The organism is Herbaspirillum sp. WTB6 (assembly GCF_057457785.1).
Map to the genome: position 1 here is coordinate 2,589,720 of NZ_CP176522.1, position 19,183 is coordinate 2,608,902.

General features: G+C 63.2%; 20 protein-coding genes. 8 read left to right on the top strand and 12 right to left on the bottom strand.

The annotated features are described in order from the left end of the window. Nucleotide 1 precedes the first annotated feature (1 nt). The 8 genes from panB to ACK2VC_RS12155 all read right to left on the bottom strand — a co-directional run bounded on the left by panB (nucleotide 2) and on the right by ACK2VC_RS12155 (nucleotide 6,258). Nucleotides 2–829 carry a 3-methyl-2-oxobutanoate hydroxymethyltransferase gene (gene panB / locus ACK2VC_RS12120; RefSeq protein ID WP_486730604.1) on the bottom strand — a complete coding sequence of 276 codons (828 nt, stop codon included), beginning with the start codon at nucleotides 827–829 and terminating at the stop codon, nucleotides 2–4. 2 nt (nucleotides 830–831) lie between these two features. Next, on the bottom strand, nucleotides 832–1,473 hold the full coding sequence (locus ACK2VC_RS12125) for a deoxynucleoside kinase (protein ID WP_486730605.1): 642 nt from the start codon (nucleotides 1,471–1,473) through the stop codon (nucleotides 832–834). Continuing rightward, nucleotides 1,470–1,817, bottom strand: coding sequence for a DMT family protein (locus tag ACK2VC_RS12130; RefSeq protein ID WP_486730606.1), 348 nt, complete (start codon nucleotides 1,815–1,817; stop codon nucleotides 1,470–1,472). Before ACK2VC_RS12130 ends, ACK2VC_RS12125 begins: the two co-directional genes overlap by 4 nt. A 94-nt stretch (nucleotides 1,818–1,911) precedes the next feature. Beyond that, nucleotides 1,912–2,412 carry a 2-amino-4-hydroxy-6-hydroxymethyldihydropteridine diphosphokinase gene (gene folK, locus ACK2VC_RS12135; protein WP_486733233.1) on the bottom strand — a complete coding sequence of 167 codons (501 nt, stop codon included), beginning with the start codon at nucleotides 2,410–2,412 and terminating at the stop codon, nucleotides 1,912–1,914. Then, nucleotides 2,403–3,785 carry a polynucleotide adenylyltransferase PcnB gene (gene pcnB, locus ACK2VC_RS12140; protein WP_486730607.1) on the bottom strand — a complete coding sequence of 461 codons (1,383 nt, stop codon included), beginning with the start codon at nucleotides 3,783–3,785 and terminating at the stop codon, nucleotides 2,403–2,405. Before pcnB ends, folK begins: the two co-directional genes overlap by 10 nt. Nucleotides 3,786–3,800: 15 nt before the next feature. Beyond that, nucleotides 3,801–4,478: a histidinol-phosphatase gene (locus ACK2VC_RS12145; protein ID WP_486730608.1), complete on the bottom strand. Its 678-nt coding sequence runs from the start codon at nucleotides 4,476–4,478 to the stop codon at nucleotides 3,801–3,803. Beyond that, entirely contained in the window at nucleotides 4,475–5,173 is a 699-nt protein-coding gene (hda, locus tag ACK2VC_RS12150; RefSeq protein WP_486730609.1) for a DnaA regulatory inactivator Hda, read from the bottom strand. Before hda ends, ACK2VC_RS12145 begins: the two co-directional genes overlap by 4 nt. Continuing rightward, entirely contained in the window at nucleotides 5,170–6,258 is a 1,089-nt protein-coding gene (locus tag ACK2VC_RS12155; RefSeq protein WP_486730610.1) for an AI-2E family transporter, read from the bottom strand. Before ACK2VC_RS12155 ends, hda begins: the two co-directional genes overlap by 4 nt. A gap of 110 nt (nucleotides 6,259–6,368) precedes the next feature. Here ACK2VC_RS12155 and purM point away from each other — a divergent pair, with 110 nt between their 5' ends. Beyond that, complete coding sequence (gene purM / locus ACK2VC_RS12160) at nucleotides 6,369–7,412, top strand: phosphoribosylformylglycinamidine cyclo-ligase (protein ID WP_486730611.1); 1,044 nt, start codon at nucleotides 6,369–6,371, stop codon at nucleotides 7,410–7,412. Between the two features lie 408 nt (nucleotides 7,413–7,820). Here the strand turns inward: purM and ACK2VC_RS12165 are convergent, their stop codons facing one another. From ACK2VC_RS12165 to ACK2VC_RS12180, 4 genes are read right to left on the bottom strand one after another with little or no spacing between them, the layout of a single operon-like run. Further along, nucleotides 7,821–9,857 carry a sodium:solute symporter family protein gene (locus tag ACK2VC_RS12165; protein ID WP_486730612.1) on the bottom strand — a complete coding sequence of 679 codons (2,037 nt, stop codon included), beginning with the start codon at nucleotides 9,855–9,857 and terminating at the stop codon, nucleotides 7,821–7,823. After that, a complete protein-coding gene (locus ACK2VC_RS12170; RefSeq protein ID WP_486730613.1) occupies nucleotides 9,847–10,128 on the bottom strand; it encodes a DUF4212 domain-containing protein in 282 nt (93 codons plus the stop codon). The genes ACK2VC_RS12165 and ACK2VC_RS12170 overlap by 11 nt, the downstream gene beginning before the upstream one ends. Before the next feature lies 1 nt (nucleotide 10,129). Further along, complete coding sequence (locus ACK2VC_RS12175; RefSeq protein WP_486730614.1) at nucleotides 10,130–11,680, bottom strand: sensor histidine kinase N-terminal domain-containing protein; 1,551 nt, start codon at nucleotides 11,678–11,680, stop codon at nucleotides 10,130–10,132. Between the two features lie 8 nt (nucleotides 11,681–11,688). Next, nucleotides 11,689–12,393: a response regulator gene (locus ACK2VC_RS12180; RefSeq protein WP_486730615.1), complete on the bottom strand. Its 705-nt coding sequence runs from the start codon at nucleotides 12,391–12,393 to the stop codon at nucleotides 11,689–11,691. Nucleotides 12,394–12,597: 204 nt separating this feature from the next. Between ACK2VC_RS12180 and recA the strand changes: the two genes are divergently transcribed. The 7 genes from recA to ACK2VC_RS12215 all read left to right on the top strand — a co-directional run bounded on the left by recA (nucleotide 12,598) and on the right by ACK2VC_RS12215 (nucleotide 19,183). After that, entirely contained in the window at nucleotides 12,598–13,689 is a 1,092-nt protein-coding gene (gene recA, locus ACK2VC_RS12185) for a recombinase RecA (protein ID WP_486730616.1), read from the top strand. Nucleotides 13,690–13,909: 220 nt separating this feature from the next. After that, nucleotides 13,910–14,362, top strand: coding sequence for a recombination regulator RecX (gene recX, locus ACK2VC_RS12190; protein ID WP_486730617.1), 453 nt, complete (start codon nucleotides 13,910–13,912; stop codon nucleotides 14,360–14,362). Between the two features lie 179 nt (nucleotides 14,363–14,541). Beyond that, entirely contained in the window at nucleotides 14,542–15,111 is a 570-nt protein-coding gene (locus tag ACK2VC_RS12195; protein WP_486730618.1) for a DUF2889 domain-containing protein, read from the top strand. A 73-nt stretch (nucleotides 15,112–15,184) separates the two neighbouring features. Then, nucleotides 15,185–16,351 (top strand): ADP-forming succinate--CoA ligase subunit beta, encoded by a 1,167-nt coding sequence (gene sucC, locus ACK2VC_RS12200; protein ID WP_486730619.1) that lies wholly within the window; start codon nucleotides 15,185–15,187, stop codon nucleotides 16,349–16,351. Nucleotides 16,352–16,402: 51 nt separating this feature from the next. Next, nucleotides 16,403–17,287, top strand: a complete 885-nt coding sequence (gene sucD, locus ACK2VC_RS12205; RefSeq protein ID WP_486730620.1) for a succinate--CoA ligase subunit alpha — start codon at nucleotides 16,403–16,405, stop codon at nucleotides 17,285–17,287. Nucleotides 17,288–17,371: 84 nt separating this feature from the next. Beyond that, entirely contained in the window at nucleotides 17,372–18,091 is a 720-nt protein-coding gene (locus ACK2VC_RS12210; protein WP_486730621.1) for a TerC family protein, read from the top strand. A gap of 252 nt (nucleotides 18,092–18,343) precedes the next feature. Continuing rightward, nucleotides 18,344–19,183, top strand: coding sequence for a Stp1/IreP family PP2C-type Ser/Thr phosphatase (locus ACK2VC_RS12215; protein ID WP_486730622.1), 840 nt, complete (start codon nucleotides 18,344–18,346; stop codon nucleotides 19,181–19,183).

The following is a 19,183-nucleotide window of genomic DNA, read 5'->3' on the forward strand; positions in this document are numbered from 1 at the left end:
GCTAGAAGCAGTGTTCCGGCGCCGGGAATGAAGCGTCCCGCACCGCTGCGACATAGGCGCGCAGCGCGCCCTCGATGCTGCTCTGGCCTTGCATGAAATCCTTCACGAAGCGCGCCTTGCGGCCGGGGAAAACACCGAGCAGATCGTGCATTACCAGCACCTGGCCGGAGCAGTCGGGGCCGGCGCCGATACCGATGGTCGGAATCGCCAGCAAGTCGGTGGTTTCCTTGGCCAGCGCCGCCGGAATCGCTTCCAGTACCAGCAGCGACGCGCCCGCCTCCTGTAGCGTCAGCGCATCGGACTTCAGTTTGCCGGCGGCGGTGGCGGTCTTGCCCTGCACCTTGTAGCCGCCCATCTGGTGCACCGATTGCGGCGTCAAGCCGAGGTGGGCACAGACCGGCACCGCGCGCTCGGTCAGGAAGCGGATGGTGTCGGCCAGCCAGTGGCCGCCTTCCAGCTTGACCATCTGGGCCCCGGCCTGCATCAGTTGTACCGCATGCTCGAAAGCTTCTTGCGGCGTGGCGTAGCTGCCGAACGGCATGTCGGCCACCAGCAGCGCGCCCTGGTTGCCGCGCGCCACGCTGGCGGTGTGGTAGGCGACGTCGGCCATCGATACTGGCAGCGTCGATGCATGGCCCTGGCACACCATGCCGAGCGAATCGCCGACCAGCAGCACATCGACGCCGCAGCGGTCCATCAATGCCGCGAAGCTGGCGTCATAGCAGGTCAGCATGGCGATCTTCTGCCCTTGCTGGCGCATGGCCGACAGCGATGGGATGGTGACCGGCTGGCGCTGCGCGCTATCCGGGTCCTGCAAATAATTGGCCATGCCTACTCTCCACGATTGAAAAATTCGCGCCGGCCGCGCATCTGCTCGATGCGCGCCAGCAACAATTCAAAATCCTGCTCCTGTTGCAGCGGGTTCAAATGCTCATTGTTGATGATCAGGAGCGGCGCCGCATCGTAGTGATGAAAGAAGCGGCTGTAACTTTCGCACAATTGATATAGATACGTTTCGGAGATCGCGGCTTCCATCGGAATCCCGCGTTGCTCGATACGGGTCAGCAGCGTGTCCGGGTCGGCCTGCAGGTAAATCACCAGATCCGGCGTTGGCGCCTGCGGGCGCAACTGATCGTACAGTTGGCGGTACAGGTTCAGCTCGTCGTCGGAGAGCGTCAGTTGCGCGAAGATTCTATCCTTGTCGAGCAAGAAATCGGACACGATGCGGGCGTCGAACAAGTCGCCTTGCGCCAGGTCGCGCAGTTGGCCGATGCGCTGGAACAGGAAAAACAACTGGGTCGGCAGCGCATGGCGTGCGGCGTCCCGATAGAATTTTTCCAGGAACGGGTTTTCCTGCGGCTGCTCCAGCAGCGTCTGCGCGCCGAGGTGCTCGGCGATCTTGCGTGCGAGCGAAGTCTTGCCGGCGCCGATCGGCCCCTCGACCACGATGTATCGATATTTTTCCAGGTTCATGTGCGGAAAATGAAGTAAACCGCGCCCATCAGGCACAGCCCGGCCCAGACATAATCGAGCTTGAATGGCTGGTTCATGTACAGCATCGCAAACGGCACAAACACCGTGAGTGTAATCGCTTCCTGCAGGATCTTGAGCTGTGCCAGGCTGTATTCGCTATAGCCGATCCGGTTGGCCGGCACCTGCAGCAGATATTCGAACAGCGCGATGCTCCAACTGATCAGGGCCGCCAGCCACCAGGCCTTGCTGGAGAGATTCTTCAGATGGCCATACCAGGCCACCGTCATGAAGATGTTGGACAGGCTCAAGAGGCCGACGGTCTGGACGATGACGGGAATCTGCATGGTGTTCTATTTGCGTGCGCAAAAAATCAGGAGAGTCAGTCGTTCCCGCGGCCGCGGGCGGGAGGTGCCGTCGCCTGCATCGTGCAAGGCCGAATCAGATCTTGCGGATCACCTGCGCCGCCACTCCCGGCGCAAACGCATGCGCCGGCCCGGCGCCCGGAATGGCGATCAGCGGCTCGATCTGCAGCAGCGGAAGCAGGACGAATGCGCGCTCGGTCAGGCGCGGATGCGGCACCGTCAGCGAATCGCTCTGAATCCGGGTATCGCCATACAGCAGCAGGTCCAGGTCCAGCGTGCGCGGCGCGTTGCGGTAGCTGCGTACGCGGCCGAATTCCTGCTCCAGTTCCTGCAGTTCACGTAGCAATTGCACAGGCGCCAGTTCGGTCTCGAGCCGCGCCACCGCGTTCACATAATCGTCGCCGTCGGCATCCAGCGGTGCGCTGCGAAACAGGCTGGACTGCGCCGTCAGCCGGCTGTGCGGCAGGCCGGCCAGCCGCAGCAGTGCGCGCCGTACGGTATCGGCGGCGTCGCCCAGATTGGCGCCAAGGCCGACATAGGCGGCCACTGCAACCGGCGCGTCGGTGTTCAAGATGATTCCTGATCTGGCTGTGATTGCGGCGCGCTGCCCGCTGCCGGCTTGCGTGCGCCGCGCCGCCGTGGCCGCTTTTTGGCGGGGCCGCCGCTGCCGCCCTTCGGTTTTTGCGCCAGCAATTCCTCGCGCCCGGCGCCATCGGCGGCGATGAACGCGGTCCACCAGTCGCCCAGCTCGGCATCGATTTCGCCGGATGCGCAGCGCAGCAGCAGGAAGTCGTAGCCGGCGCGCAGGCGCTCGCTTTCCAGCAGCCGGTACGGCGCCTTGCCGGTGCGCCGCTCGAAGCGCGGCTGCATGGACCAGATGTCACGCATGTCGGAGGCGATGCGGCGCTGCAGTGCCAGCGCGTCGGTCTGTGCGTGCAGCACGTCGTCGGCAGCCAGGTGCAGCGCCGGAATCGGGTGTTCGCCGGCGGCCTGATAGGCATTCCATTTGCCCAGCACCTGGTACCACAGGAGCGAGGCGAACAGGAAGCCCGGCGACACCGGTTTGCCGGCGCGCACGCGGGCGTCGGTATTGGCCAGCGCCAGCGTCACGAATTTCTCGCCCATCGGCTGCTCCAGCACCACGTCCAGCAGCGGCAGCAAGCCGTGATGCAAGCCTTCCTTGCGCAATTGCTGCAGGCAGGCCAGCGCCTGTCCGCTCATCAAGAGCTTCAGCATTTCATCGAACACGCGCGGCGTCGGCACGTTGTTGATTAGCGGCGCCATAACCGCGATCGGCGCCGCCGTTTCCGGGTCGATCGTGAAGTTCAGCTTGGCTGCAAAGCGCACCACGCGCAGCATGCGCACCGGGTCTTCGCGGTAGCGCACTTCCGGCACGCCGATCATGCGCAAGGTGCCGCTGCGGATGTCGTCCATGCCGCCGTGGTAGTCGAGCACGGTCTGCGTCGCCGGGTCGTAATACATGGCGTTGATGGTGAAGTCGCGCCGTACCGCGTCTTCGTGTTGCAGTCCGAACGTGTTGTCGCGCAGCACGCGGCCGAATTCGTCCTTGGGCGCTTCGTCGGGCGACGCGCCGCGATAGGTGGTGACTTCGATCAGGTCGGCGCCGAACATCACGTGCACGATGCGAAAGCGCTTGCCGATGATGAAGGCGCGCTTGAACAGCCGCTTGACCTGTTCCGGTGTGGCGTTGGTGGCGACGTCAAAATCCTTCGGCTTGACGTTCAGCAGCAGGTCGCGCACCGCGCCGCCGACGATGAAGGCGGTGAAGCCAGCTTGCTGCAGGGTGTGCGTAACGCGGATCGCATTGGCCGAGACCAGCGCCGGATCGATGCCGTGTTGTTTCGGCCCCAGCACCACAGGCTGGGTCGGGTCGCGCTCGGCGTCGTTCTTCTTCTTGCCCAGAATGCGCCGGATCAATTGTTTAATCATCGAGATGGGTTGGTTTTATTGGGGTTCATCGAACAAATGCAGCAGCGGCCAATGCTGCTGTTCGGCATGCGCGCGCAACAGCGGGTTGGGATTGGTGGCGACCGGGTGCGTGACTGCCGACAGCAGCGGGATGTCGTTTTGCGAATCGCTGTAGAAATAGCTGCGCTCGAAACTGTCGAGCGAGCGGTTCAGCGTCGCCAGCCAGTTGCGCGTGTTGACCACCTTGCCGGCGCCATACGGCGGTGTGCCGCGCAGGCGGCCGCTGAACTCGCCGGCCTCGTCCACCTCGGCGTCGGCGGCGATCAGGTGGGATACGCCGAAGGCGGCGGCGATCGGCGCCGTGATGAAGCGGTTGGTGGCGGTCACGATCGCTACCAGGTCACCGGCATCCTGGTGCTGCTGTACCAGCGCGCGCGGCGCCGGCAACAGCGCCGGCGTGATCACTTCCTGCATGAACTGGCGGTGCCACGCGTCCAGTTGGCGGCGCGGAAATTGGGCCAGCGTGCCGAACACGAATTCCAGGTATTGCACCGGATCGAGCGTGCCGGCCTGGTACTGCTGATAGAAGCCGGCGTTGCGGCGCTCGAATTCTTCGGCGTCGACGGCGCCGATGCGCGTCAGGAATTGACCCCACTCGTAATCGGAGTCGAGCGGCAGCAGCGTGTGATCGAGATCGAACAGGGCGAGATTCATGAAATCGGGTTTTCGGTTGCGTGTTGATTTTCCTGCTGCAGCAGATGGCGCAGCAAGGGCAGCGTGATCGGGCGCCGGGTTTCCAGTGAATATAGGTCCAGCGCATCCAGCATGGCCGACAGCGAGCGCATGTCGCGCCGGAAATGCGTGATCAGGTACGGCAAGACCCCAGCCGACAACGTCAGGCCGCGGCTGGCGGCGGCCTGGCTCAAGGCCGCGATCTTGTCCTCGTCGGACAGGCCGTGCACCTGATAAATCAGGCCCCAGCCGAGCCGGGTGCGCAAGTCCTCGCGCAGCGCCAGTTGCGCCGGCGGCAGCGCCCCGGCCGAGACCAATATCGCGCCGTGTTCGCGGATCTGGTTGAACAGGGCGAAGGCGGCGATTTGCGCATCGGCCGGCAGCGCGTCGCAATCGTCCAGCAGGTATAGGCGGATCGCGGGGGAAAACAGGAAGGCCGCGGCATCATCGGTTGGCGCGATATAGCGCGCCGCACTGCCGGCTGCCAGCGCCTTCAGCAAGTGCGTCTTGCCGGAACCGGGTTCGCCCCACAGGTAGACGAAGCGCTCTTTTGGCGGGTTGTCGGCATGGCCGGCGAACTGCGCCAGCAACTGCGCCAGCTCGCGATTTTGGCTGACCACGAAATTGGCCAGCGTTTGCGGCTTGTCGGGTTCCAGGCCGAGCAGCAACTGTCTCATGGCTGGTTGTAGAAAGTGCTGTTGCGGTACAGCACGTGCAGATGCCGCACCGCAACCGAGAGGATGGCGGAAGCCGGCAAGGCCAGCAGCACGCCGACAAAGCCGAACAACTGGCCGAAGGCCAGCAAGGCGAAAATCACCACGATCGGATGCAGGCCGATCCGTTCGCCGACCAGGTAGGGCGTCAGGATGAAGCTTTCCACCACTTGCCCGATCGAATACACGATCGCCACCGCGATCAGCCCGTACAGGCCGGTGAACTGCAGGATCGCCGCCAGCAGCGCCAGGGTCAGGCCGAGGCCGAAACCGAGGTAGGGGATGAAGGCCAGAAAGCCGGTGATGATGCCGACCGGCAGCGCGATCTCGAAGCCGGCGATCGCCAGCGCCGACGAGTAATACACGGCCAGGATCAGCATCACCAGCAACTGGCCGCGCAGGTATTGCGCCAACAGGCTGTCTGCTTCGTGGGCCAGGCCGCCGACGCGGGCGACCCAACTGCGCGGCAGCGCATCCTCGATTCTTGCCAGCAATCCATGCCAGTCGAGCAGCAGGTAAAACAACACCACCGGGATCAGGAACACAGTGCCGAGCCAGCCGATGACGGCGCTGCCGCCACTCTTGGCCGAGGCCCACAGCGTGCCGGCGAGCGCTTCGCCGCTGCCTGCCAAGTGTTCGGCCAGGAGTTTCTTGATGCCGGCGATATCGACGTTGACGTCGAAGCCGAGCGCCTGCAGCCGGGGCGCCACCGCAGCGTTCAGTTTTTCCAGCAGCGCCGGGATTTGCTGCTGCAGGGCTGGGATTTCCTTTTGCACGACCGGCACCACGACCAGCAACAGCGCCAGAATTGCCGCCAGCAGCAGCAGCATTACGATCAGCACCGCCAACGCGCGCGGTACGTGAAACCGGCCGACCAGACGGCGTGCGGCAAGCCAGTCGACGCCCGGGTTCAGCGCATACGCCAGGATGGCGGCGGCGATGAAAGGCGTCAGGATCGGCGACAGCAACACCAGCAGGGCCGCCAGTGCCAAGCCGACGGCAAGCCACAACCAACCCTGTTTTTGATCCGAAGCGAAAGAAAATGGCATGTAAGAGGGGGGCGCGGCGATCGGTTTGATAAAATGGCGAATTGGCTGCGGCGTGCGCTGCGGCTTTGATCCTAACCGCGTATTTTACCGCCTCTGCTGCTCATTTCATCATGACTACCCCTTCCCAAGTTTCCCTCTCCTACCGCGACGCCGGTGTGGATATCGACGCCGGCGATGCGTTAGTCGATGCGATCAAGCCGTTTGCCAAACGCACCATGCGCGAAGGCGTGCTGGGCGGCATCGGCGGCTTCGGCGCGCTGTTTGAAATCAGCAAGAAATTCAAGGAACCGGTGCTGGTCTCCGGCACCGACGGCGTCGGCACCAAGCTGAAGCTGGCGTTCGACTTGAAGCGCCATGACACGGTCGGCATCGACCTGGTGGCGATGAGCGTCAACGATATCCTGGTGCAGGGCGCGGAACCGCTGTTTTTTCTCGATTATTTCGCTTGCGGCAAGCTCGACGTCGCCACCGCCACCGATGTCGTCAAGGGCATCGCCTACGGTTGCGAACTGGCTGGCTGCGCGCTGATTGGTGGTGAAACCGCCGAGATGCCGGGCATGTACCCGGAAGGCGAATATGACCTGGCTGGCTTCGCGGTCGGCGCGGTGGAAAAGGCCGACATCATCGACGGCAAGAAGATCGCGCCGGGCGACGTGGTGCTGGGGCTGGCTTCGTCCGGCGTGCATTCCAACGGCTATTCGCTGGTGCGCAAGATCCTGTCGGTGGCCAAGCCCGACCTGAACGCCGATTTTCACGGCCGGCCGCTGGCCGACGTGCTGATGGAGCCGACGCGGATCTATGTCAAGCCGCTCTTGGCGCTGATGGCGGTGCTGGAAGTCAAGGGCATGGTGCATATCACCGGCGGTGGCTTGCTGGAAAACATCCCGCGCGTGTTGCAGGATCATTTGACCGCCGAATTGCGGCGCGACGGCTGGGTGATGCCGCCGCTGTTTGGTTGGTTGCAGCAGCATGGTGGCGTGGCGGATGGCGAGATGCATCGGGTGTTCAACTGCGGGATTGGGATGGCGGTGATCGTGTCGGCGGAGAACGCGGACGCGGCGGTGGCGCAATTGACGGCGGCGGGAGAGCAGGTCAGCCGGATTGGGGTGATTCGTCAGCGTGCCGAGGGTGAGGCGCAGACCATCGTGGTGTGAGTTGCATATACTCCTGGTTGTACCAATCAATGCCGGGCTTCAGCATTGGTGAATTTCGATATACTCAATCATGCGTCGTTCCCGAGGGTTTAGGTGGGAACCTAGTGAGGTTTTGGGCTAAGCGATCAGGTTGCTACTTCGTGGTGATTAGCCGGGGGTAGCCCGGCGGCTACTTACTTTTCTTGTCTCGCCAAGAAAAGTAAGCATAAGAAGGCGACCGCAAGGACGCTGGCCTTCGGCTTCCCGCCGCTGCGGCGCCAAAATCGGGAAACGAAACCAACTCGCTGCGCTCAGACATGTTTCGTTTCTGATCCGATTTCGGCGCCGCAGCAGCGGCAGCGCCCAAGCGGGATCACGTCAAAAGCAACGTCAAAAACCACTTCAAAAGCAACGGCAGCGCCGCGCCGCTCACGGTCCCCGGATATGATCCACCAGCGCCAGCGCGCGCGCCTCTGGCGCCGGCGTCAGCAGGCTGACCACGATCAAGGCCAGCATGCCGGCTGGCACGCCGAAGATTCCCGCCGAGATCGGCGCGATGTGGAACCATTGGTTCTGCACCGCGCCGCCCAAGGCCGGGTGCGTGTGCAGCATGTAGTAGGCGCAGACGCAAAACCCGGTGACGATGCCGGCCAGTGCGCCTTGCTGATTGGCTCGCTTCCAGAAGGCGCCGAACGCCAGGGCGGGAAACAGCGCCGAGGCGCCCAGCGAAAATGCGGCGCCGACCAGCGACAGGATGTCGGCCGGCTTCAACGACGCCACATACGCTGCCAGGAGCGCCATCACCAGCAGCAGCAGCTTCGAAATCGTCACCCGCTTCTGGGTCGAGGTGGCCGGATTCAGGATTTTGTAATAGATGTCGTTCGACAGCGTATTGGAAATCGTCATCAGCAGGCTGTCGGCGGTGGAGAGCGCGGCCGCCAGGCCACCGGCCGCGATCAGACCGGAAATGACGTAGGGCAGGCCGGCGATCTCTGGCGTCGCCAGCACTACGATGTCGCCGTCCATCACGATCTCGGCCAGTTGCACGACACCGTCGTGATTGATGTCGGTAATGCTCACCAGCGGATTGAGCTTGTCGATGCCGGCCCAGTACGACACCCACGACGGCAGTTGCGAAAACTCGGTGCCGACCAGCGAAGTGTAGATATCGAATTTGACCAGCACTGCCAGCGCCGGGATCGTGATGTACAGCAGGCTGATGAAAAACAGCGTCCAGGCCACCGAACTGCGCGCCTCGGCCACCGATGGCGCGGTGTAGTAGCGGCCGAGGATGTGCGGCAGCGCGGCGGTACCCAGCATCAGGCAAAACACCAGCGCCAGGAAATTGTTGCGCTTGATGTCGGATGCTTCCTGATCCTTGCCGGGAAATGGCGTCGCGTGCGGCGTCGGCGGCTCGGCACGTGCCAGATTGGCGGCCCGGGCTTCGAGCCAGACGCGCTCGGCGTCGGTTGCGGTCTCGGGATAGGCAGCCAGTTCCCGCCCGGCCGCCTTGATCTCGATTAATGAGGCATCGTTGCTGCGCAGCCGTTCGATCTTGCGCTGCGCCGCGGCCAGCCCATCCTGCCAGGATTGCGGCAGGTGGTTGAGCTTGCTGTCGTACTCGCCGGCGCGCTGGCGGAATACCTCGCGTACCTGCTGCTCTCCAGGGTCGGCAGCCAGTGCCCGTTCGCGCTCGGCCAGCTTGGCCGAGGCTGCGCCGTAGGCGACGGGGGGAATCGGCACGCTGGTATGCTTGGCCGACAGCCAGATCACCGGAATCAGGTAGGCAATCAGCAACACGATGTATTGCGCGACCTGGGTCCAGGTCACCGCGCGCATGCCGCCCAGGAAGGAACACACCAGGATGCTGGCCAGGCCGAGAAAGATGCCGACCGAAAAATCGACGCCGGTGAAGCGCGAGGTGATCAGGCCGACGCCATAAATCTGCGCCACGACATAGGTGAACGACACCGCCACGGTGGCCATCACCGCGCAAATCCGTACCAGGTTGCCGCCATAGCGGCCGCTGTAGCGCACCGCCAGGAAATCCGGAATCGTGTACCGGCCGAACTTGCGCAGGTAGGGTGCGATGAACAGCGCCACCAGGCAAAAGCCGCCGGTCCAGCCCATGATGAAGGCCAGGCCGTCGAAGCCGAGCAGGTACAGGCCGCCGGCCAGGCTGATGAAGCTGGCGGCAGAGATCCAGTCGGCGGCGGTCGCCATACCGTTGAACAAGGCCGGTACGCGCCGCCCGGCGACGTAGTACTCGGAGATGTCGGAAGTGCGGCTCATGACGCCGATGCCGGCGTACAGGATGATGGTGGCGAGCATGAACAGGTAGCCGATCCAGGTGCGCGGAAAACCTTCGCGCTCCAGGATTGCCAGCACCAGCAGCAGCAGCATGAAGCCGGCTGTATACCAGGAGTAGTAACGCTTCAGCTTGCGGAAAAAGACCTTATTCGTCATCGGTGCCGCCACCTTCCAGCATGCGATCGAGGCGCCGCATGCGCCAGGCATATCCGGCCACCAGCGCCAGATACAGCAGCGTTGCGCCCTGTGCCGCCAGATAGAACGGCAGGGTCCAGCCGAAGAAGCTGATTTGCGCCAGTTCGCGCGCGAAAAAAATCGTGCAAAAAGTCAGCGCGAACCAGGCCAGCGCCAGCCATAGCGTCAAGCGCCGAGTGCGGCGCCAGTGTTCCGCCCGCCGTGCGGCGCCGGGTGCATTCGTCGAGTTCATGTCAGCCGATGTCTTCCATCAAGGTCGCGGCTTGCCGCAAGGGCAGCGTCACGCGCACCAGGCAGCCGGGGAATTTGGGATCCTGGCAATGCGGGTTACTGAAGATATCCACCTCGGCCTCATGCCGCTGGGCGATTTCACGCACGATCGCCAGTCCGAGCCCGCTGCCTTCGGTGTTGCTGCCCAGGATCCGGTAAAACCGTTCGAATACGTGGCTGCGCTCCGCCGGCGGAATGCCGGCACCGGTGTCTTCGACTTCCAGCATCGCGCGCCGCGCCTCTTCATCGCTGCGCACCCGCACCGTGACGCTGCCGCTGGGCGCGGAATAGCGCACGGCGTTGTCGATCAGGTTATTCAGCAGTTCGCGCAGCATGACCGGATTGGCCGCCACCATCACTGTATGCCCGGGCTGTTCAAAGCCGAGGTCGATGCCCTGCGCCAGCGAAGCCTGGACCCATTCCTGCACCACGTCGCGCGCCAGGTCCGACAATTCGGTCAAGAGCAGCGGCTGCGCCTGCGGCGACGGGTTTTCGGCGCGCGCCAGCGCCAGCAACTGGTTCACCAGGCGGGTCGCCGATTGCGAGCTTTTCGACAATTGCTCCAGTGAGCGGTGAATTTCATCCTGGCTGGTCTGGCGCAAGGCCAGTTCGGACTGCATCCGCATGCCGGCCAGCGGCGTTTTCATCTGATGCGCAGCGTCCGCGATGAAGCGCTTTTGCATCTGGATGGATTGCGACAGCCGTTCCAGCATCTCGTTCAGCGAGCGCACCAGCGGTGAAATTTCCTCCGGCACCTGGCCCGATTCGATCGGCGACAGATCGTCCGGGCGCCGCGCGCGGATGCGGCGCTGCAATTCGGCCAGCGGCGACAGCCCGCGCGAGAGCGCGAACCAGATCAGCGCCAGCGCGATCGGCAGGATCACGAATTCGGGCAGGATCACGCCCTTGATGATCTGGTTTGACAGTTGCGTTCGCTTGTCCAGGGTTTCGCCGACCTGCACCAGCGCGCGCCGCGGCTCGGTCGCGAGCGGCCCGCGATCGGCGGCCGGGCCCAACTGCAGATACAGCCACGCGACCCGGACTTCGGCGGCACGCATGTAGTCATAGCGAAACTGCACCGACCACGGCTGCACCGGCGTATCCGGGGACGGCGGCGGCAGCGGCAGATCGGGGTCGCCGGCCAGCAATTCATCATCCGGCCCGCTGATGCGGAAATACACATTGTCGATGTCGTCGGCGCGCAATACATGCTGCGCGGTCTCCGGCAGCCGCACTTGCGGCTTGCCCTTGTTTTCCTTGACCTGCTGCGCCAGCACCAGCACGCGATCTTCCAGGGCGCGGTCGAACGGCTGATTGGCAATCGATTTCGCCGCCAGGTAGGTCACGCCGATGGAAAGCGGCCACAGCAGCAACAGCGGCACCAGCATCCAGTCGAGAATTTCGCCGAACAGCGAACGCTGAACGCGTTCTTCCGGTGGGTCGGCCAGCAAGCCATCCAGGGCATCCGCACTCGGCGTCGGATCGCGAAGCGGCGCATGGGGTGACGAGGGCATGCCGGTCTTTAGCGCGCCGGCGCGCCACCGTTGCGGGCACCGGCGTCGGAGAATTTTTCCAGGCAGTAGCCCAGGCCGCGCACGGTGGCGATGCGCACGCCGCCAACTTCAATTTTCTTGCGCAGCCGGTGCACATAGACTTCGATGGCGTTATTGCTGACTTCCTCGCCCCATTCGCACAAATGGTCGACCAGTTGCTCTTTGGACACCAGGCGCCCGCAGCGCAGCAGCAAGACTTCCAGCAAGCCCAGTTCACGCGCCGACAACTCCAGCATCTGCTCGTCGATATAGGCGATGCGACCGACCTGGTCGTAGCACAGCGGCCCGTGCCGGATTACGCTTGGGCCGCCGCCGGCGCCGCGCCGCGTCAGCGCCCGCACGCGTGCCTCCAGTTCCGACAGTGCAAATGGCTTAGCCATGTAGTCGTCAGCTCCGAGGTCGAGCGCAGTCACCCGTTGCTCGATTGAGTCGCCGGCGGTCAGGATCAGTACCGGCAAGTGCGAATTGCGCGCGCGCAGCCGGCGCAGCACTTCCAGGCCCGGCATTTTCGGCAAGCCGAGGTCGAGGATCAGCAGATCGAAATCCTGGGCCGCCAGCGCCAGATCCGCTTCGGCACCGTCCTTGACGCAGTCGATCGCGTAACCGGAGTGACGCAGCGAGCGCGTCAGGCCATCTGCCAGTACATTGTCATCCTCGGCAAGTAATATGCGCATGGTGGGCTGTGGCAGGTGGGAAGTCCGAATCCGGGAGCCGGTAGTCTATTGTGTTTCCGCAATAGGGACAAGGCAAGCCGCAGCCCGGGAAAATAATTGTGTGCTTGCATAAAGCACTGTTATTTTATACAGTGCTGCTTTGGTTCGAGAATTCACAGCATCGCGCACCTACTGTTCAACCTCCTTTCGCTGAAAGACACTCTTATGGATGACAAGAAATCCGCCTCCGCTACCGAAAAGGGCAAGGCATTGGCCGCCGCGCTGGCGCAGATCGAAAAACAGTTCGGCAAAGGTTCGGTCATGCGCATGGAAGACGGCGCCGTGGTGGAAGAGGTGGCGACGGTGTCCACCGGCTCGCTTGGCCTCGATATCGCGCTCGGCGTCGGCGGCTTGCCGCGTGGCCGCGTGGTTGAAATCTACGGTCCGGAATCATCCGGCAAGACCACGCTGACGCTGCAGACGATTGCGGAAATGCAAAAGCTGGGCGGTACCTGCGCCTTCATCGACGCCGAGCATGCGCTTGATGTCGGCTATGCGCAAAAGCTCGGTATCAACCTGTCCGACCTGCTGATTTCGCAGCCGGATACCGGCGAACAGGCACTGGAAATTACCGATGCGCTGGTACGCTCCGGCGGGGTCGACCTGGTCGTGATCGACTCGGTGGCAGCGCTCACGCCACGCGCGGAAATCGAAGGCGACATGGGCGATTCTCTGCCGGGGCTGCAGGCGCGGCTGATGTCGCAGGCGCTGCGCAAGCTGACCGGCTCGATTAACCGCACCAATACGCTGGTGATTTTCATCAACCAGATCCGCATGAAAATCGGCGTCATGTTCGGGAATCCGGAAACCACGACCGGCGGTAACGCGCTGAAGTTCTACGCCTCGGTGCGCCTGGATATCCGCCGCACTGGCTCGATCAAGTCGGGCGATGAAGTGATTGGTAACGAAACCCGGGTCAAGGTGGTCAAGAACAAGATCGCGCCGCCGTTCAAGGAAGCGCATTTCGACATCCTGTACGGCGAAGGCACCTCGCGCGAAGGGGAAATCCTCGACCTCGGAGTCGAAGCCAAGATCGTCGAGAAATCCGGCGCCTGGTACAGCTATAACGGCGAACGTATCGGCCAGGGCAAGGACAATGCGCGCAACTACCTGAAAGAGCGGCCGGAACTGGCGCGCGAAATCGAAAACAAGGTGCGCGCCGCGCTCGGCGTGCCGGAACTCGGCGCGGTCAAGGGTGCGGGGCAGGTTGCCGCAGCGGCGGCCGGCAAGAAAGCCGCGGCCAAGGAAGTGGAATAAGGCGCCCGTGGGAAGATCGGCCCGTGCGGCAATCCCGTTTAGTTTTAGTTAATGCGAAATACTTCTTCGGGTCGTCCCCGCGCAGGCGGGGACCCAGTGACGTTCGTTCAACGCGTCGCTGGATTCCCGCCTGCGCGGGCATGACAGTTTCCTGGAAACTTGTTTCGCCGAACAACATTGCCGCCCACGCGGGCCTTCATCGACTTGCTGAATCCGCGCCATGCCCGCACCCAAAATCAGTTTGAAAGCGCGCGCGCTGCGCTACCTGTCGGCGCGCGAGCACAGCCGGCTCGAACTGGCGCGCAAACTGTCGCGCTACGCGCAGGAGGGCGACGATATCGACGCCCTGCTCGATGCGCTGGAAGCCGCCAACCTGCTGTCCCAATCCCGCTTTTCCGAATCCCTGATCCATCGCCGCGCCGCCCGCTTCGGCAATAACCGCATCCTGTCCGAACTGCAAAGCCACGGCATCGTCGCCGAGGAATTGGGCGCGCTCAAGGCCGGGCTGGCGCAGGATGAAGCGGCGCGCGCCCGCGCAGTCTGGCGCCGCAAATTTCCCGAACCGGCGGCTGATGCGACGCAGCATGCGAAGCAGGTGCGCTTCCTGCTGCAGCGCGGTTTCTCGCAGCAGGCGATCCGGGCGGCCATGCGCAAGGATGACGCCGACGATTGAGCGCGGAGGGCGCGGCGTCGACCGTCGCCCGGTAGCCGGCCAAGCGGCGCATCTCCCGGCTGTGCTACACTTTCACGGTTTTTTTGCAGCGCCGCAGGAGCGGCTGTTGCCGCAGAAACTGCGACGACAACACGCAAATGCGGCGATTATTATTTCGCCGTTCGCCGGCATTGGTCTTTATGCCACTATCGCCACCCGCATCGGGCCGCACGCTGAAACACACCCGCAGCATACAAGTTGCGGCCTTTGCGCGCGACGATGGTCTGTGGGATCTGGACGCCCGCATCACGGACATCAAGACGCGCGACATGCCGCTGGCAGCCGGCACCATGCGTCCGGCCAACACGCCGGTGCATGACTTATGGTTGCGGCTGACGGTCGATACACAATTGACGATACTCGATGCCGAGGCGGTCTCCGACGCGGTACCGTATCCCGGTTTTTGCGACACCATCGGCCCGGCCTACAAGCGGCTGGTCGGCCTGAATTTGCTCAAGGGTTTTCGCAGGCAAGCGGCCGAGCGTCTTGGTGGCGTTCTGGGCTGCACCCATCTGAGCGAACTGGCGCAAGTGCTGCCAACGGCGGCGATCCAGGCCTTTGCCGGCGATGTCTTCGATACCAGCGGCAACGATGAGCGCGAGGTCAAACCGTTCCAGCTGGACCGCTGCCACGCGCTGCGTACCGATGGCGCCGCGGTGGCGCAATACTATCCGCGCTGGGCGGTGCGGGCCGAATCGGAACCCGGTTAAACGGACCATAACGGACCATCCTAGATTTTTTACCTGGCAGTTTTTTTCAATAAGTTTCAGAAGGGAAGCTCGCATGAAAATTCATGAGTATCAGGGCAAGGAAATTCTCCGCAAATTCGGAGTGACGGTGCCGCGCGGCATCCCTTGCAATTCGGTGGACGACGCGGTCAAGGCAGCGGAAACGCTGGGCGGCCCGGTCTGGGTGGTCAAGGCCCAGATCCACGCCGGTGGCCGCGGCAAGGGCGGTGGCGTCAAGGTCGCCAAGTCGCTGGAACAGGTGCGCGAATACGCCAACCAGATCCTCGGCATGCAACTGGTCACGCACCAGACCGGCCCCGAAGGCCAGAAAGTGCGCCGCCTGTTGATCGAGGAAGGCGCCGACATCAAGAAAGAGCTGTACGTTTCCATGGTCACCGACCGCGTCAGCCAGCGCGTGGTGCTGATGGCGTCTTCCGAAGGCGGCATGGACATCGAGGAAGTGGCCGACAAGCATCCGGAACTGATCCACAAGGTCGCGATCGATCCCGCCACCGGCCTGACCGACGCCGACGCCGACGCGATCGCCGCCAAGATCGGCATTCCGGCCGCGTCGATTGCCGATGCCCGGGTCCAGTTGCAAGGCTTGTACCAGGCCTATTGGGAAACCGACGCCTCGCTGGCTGAAATCAACCCGCTGATCCTGACCGGCTCCGGCCGCGTGATCGCGCTCGACGCCAAGTTCAATTTCGATTCCAACGCACTGTTCCGCCATCCGGAAATCGTTGCCTACCGCGACCTGGATGAAGAAGACCCGGCGGAAATCGAAGCGTCCAAATTCGACCTCGCCTACATTTCCCTGGACGGCAACATTGGCTGCCTGGTCAACGGCGCCGGCCTGGCGATGGCCACCATGGACACCATCAAGCTGTTCGGCGGCGAACCGGCCAACTTCCTCGACGTCGGTGGCGGCGCCACTGCCGAGAAAGTCACCGAAGCCTTCAAGATCATGCTGAAAAACCCGGGTCTGAAGGCGATCCTGGTCAACATTTTCGGCGGCATTATGCGCTGCGACGTCATCGCCGAAGGCGTGATCACCGCGTCCAAGGCCGTCTCGCTGAAAGTACCGCTGGTAGTGCGCATGAAAGGCACCAACGAGGATATCGGCAAGAAGATGCTGGCCGAATCCGGTCTGCCGATCATCTCGGCCGACACCATGGAAGATGCGGCCAAGCAGGTGGTGGCTGCGGCTAACGGCAAGTAATCAATACAGCGACCGTTCCCGCGCGATCGGCAAGTAAAAAGGAAAGATTAAATGAGCATCCTGATCAACAAAGACACCAAGGTCATCACCCAGGGCATCACCGGCAAGACCGGCCAGTTCCATACCCGCATGTGCCGCGATTATGCGAACGGCAAGAACTGCTTCGTCGCTGGCGTCAATCCGAAAAAAGCCGGCGAGGATTTCGAGGGCATCCCGATCTTCGCCAATGTCAGCGAAGCAAAAAAGGAAACCGGCGCCACCGTGTCAGTCATCTACGTGCCGCCAGCCGGCGCCGCGGCCGCCATCTGGGAAGCGGTGGAAGCCGAGCTGGATCTGGCGATCTGCATCACCGAAGGTATCCCGGTGCGCGACATGCTGGCATTGAAGGACCGCATGGCCAAGGCCGGCAGCAAGACCCTGCTGCTCGGGCCGAACTGCCCGGGATTGATCACGCCGGACGAAATCAAGATCGGCATCATGCCCGGCCATATTCACATGAAAGGCCGCATCGGCGTGGTTTCGCGTTCCGGCACGCTTACCTATGAAGCGGTGGGCCAGTTGACCGCGCTCGGCCTCGGCCAGTCGTCGGCAGTCGGCATCGGCGGCGATCCGATCAACGGCTTGAAACACATCGACATCATGAAAATGTTCAACGATGACCCGGATACCGACGCCGTCATCATGATCGGTGAAATCGGCGGCCCGGACGAAGCCAACGCCGCCTACTGGATCCGCGACAACATGAAAAAGCCGGTGGTCGGCTTCATCGCCGGCGTTACCGCGCCGGCCGGCAAACGCATGGGCCACGCCGGTGCGCTGATCTCGGGCGGCGCCGACACCGCCGAAGCCAAGCTGGAAATCATGGCCGCCTGCGGCATCACCGTGACCCGTAATCCGTCGGAAATGGGGCGGCTGCTGAAAGCAGCCCTGAAATAAACAGCCGTACGTCTTCTCGTACCCGTATGGAGAGCCGCGGCTCTCCATATTATTTTCCAGCATCATATTTTCTCGGAACGGACGATGGATTTTTTGCTGACGCTGAACTGGGTTGCCGTCGGTCAGATCATCCTGATCGACATCCTCCTGGGCGGCGACAATGCGATCGTGATTGCGCTCGCCTGCCGCAATCTGCCGCCGCATCTGCGCTTGCGCGGCATCCTCTGGGGCACCGCCGGCGCCATCGTGCTGCGCATTGCGCTGATCGCGTTTGCCGTCACGCTGCTCGAAATGCCCTACATCAAGCTGGCCGGCGGCCTATTGCTGCTATGGATCGGCGTCAAGCTGCTGGCCGATAACGGCCAGGACCATACCGCCATTGCCGCCAGCGACCGTCTGCTGGCCGCCATCAAAACCATCGTCGTCGCCGATCTGGCGATGAGCATCGACAACGTCATCGCGGTCGCCAGCGCCGCCAGCCAGGCGGCGGACGAGCATCAATTGCTGCTGGTGATATTCGGCATTCTGGTCAGCATCCCGATCATCATCTGGGGCAGTACCGTCGTCTTGAAGCTGATGACGCGTTTCCCGGTCATCGTCACCTTTGGCGCCGGACTGCTCGGCTATCTGGCTGGCGGCATGATCTTTACCGACGTCGGCCTCGCGCCGTGGCTGCCGCCGCATCAATTTCTGGTTCCCGGCACTGATTTGCTGATCAGCGTGCCGGCCCTGATCGGCGCGGTCGCGGTGGTGGTGGCCGGCTCCTGGCGCGCGCGGAAAAAAACCGCGCAAAATGCGCCGTGAGATAACCAAACACGGCGAATGTCACTACAATCGTGCTGTGAAAATCAGAACGATCCACTTGCCGACCAGGGTGATTAATTGTTTGCCTGTCGTTCCCGCGGATGCGGGAACCCAGCGAGGTGCGTCACCGCTGAATATCCTGTTTCGCCGGGTCGGATGCCAAAAGCGCCGCTGGGTTGCTGTTCCCGACTCAAACATTCGGCGACAGGCTCTACCCCGGCTCGCTGCCGGCAACGGCCGGGCGGTCGTCCGATGACCCCCCGCTTCGAACTCGAGTTCGCCGCCCGCACCGACACCGGGCTGATGCGCGCGCACAACGAGGATGCGGTCGCCGTCAGCGCCGTGCACGGACTGGCGGTGCTGGCTGACGGCATGGGTGGCTATTCGGCTGGCGAAGTCGCCAGCAACATCGCCACCACCGTGATCCGCCAGAGCGTCGAAAGGCGGCTCGGCAAGCGTAGTTGGCAGCGCGCACCGCGTGCCGGCGCCGCGCGCCAACTGCTGGCGGCCGCGGCCGAATTTGCCAACAGCGCGATACTCGCCAGCGCCCAGCGCCAGCCGGAATACGCCGGCATGGGCACGACCCTGGTCACTGCGCTATTCCACCATGACCAGGTCGCGATCGCCCACGTCGGCGATTCGCGCGCCTACCGCATCCGCCACGGCCGCCTCGAGCAATTGACGCATGATCACTCGCTGCTGCAGGACGAACTGGATGCCGGCCTGATCAGCCCCGAGCAAGCGCGCTTCGTCGACCACAAGAACCTGGTGACGCGCGCAGTCGGCGTCGGACCGGCGCTCGAAGTCGAAATCCACGAACATCAAATTGCCGCCGACGATCTCTATCTGCTCTGCTCGGACGGCCTGTCCGACATGCTGTCGCAAGCGGAAATCGCTGAGCTGGCCCAGGCCGCCGATCTGCAGGGCGCTGCCGATGCGCTGGTGCAGCGCGCCAACCAGCACGGCGGGCGCGATAACATCTCCGTCATCCTGGTCCGGGTGCTGTCCCGGCCGCAATCGCAACCGGAGGCCGAATCCGGCAGGACGGCGCTGCCCGGGCTGCTGGGCCGCGTCGCCCATTGGATCAAATAA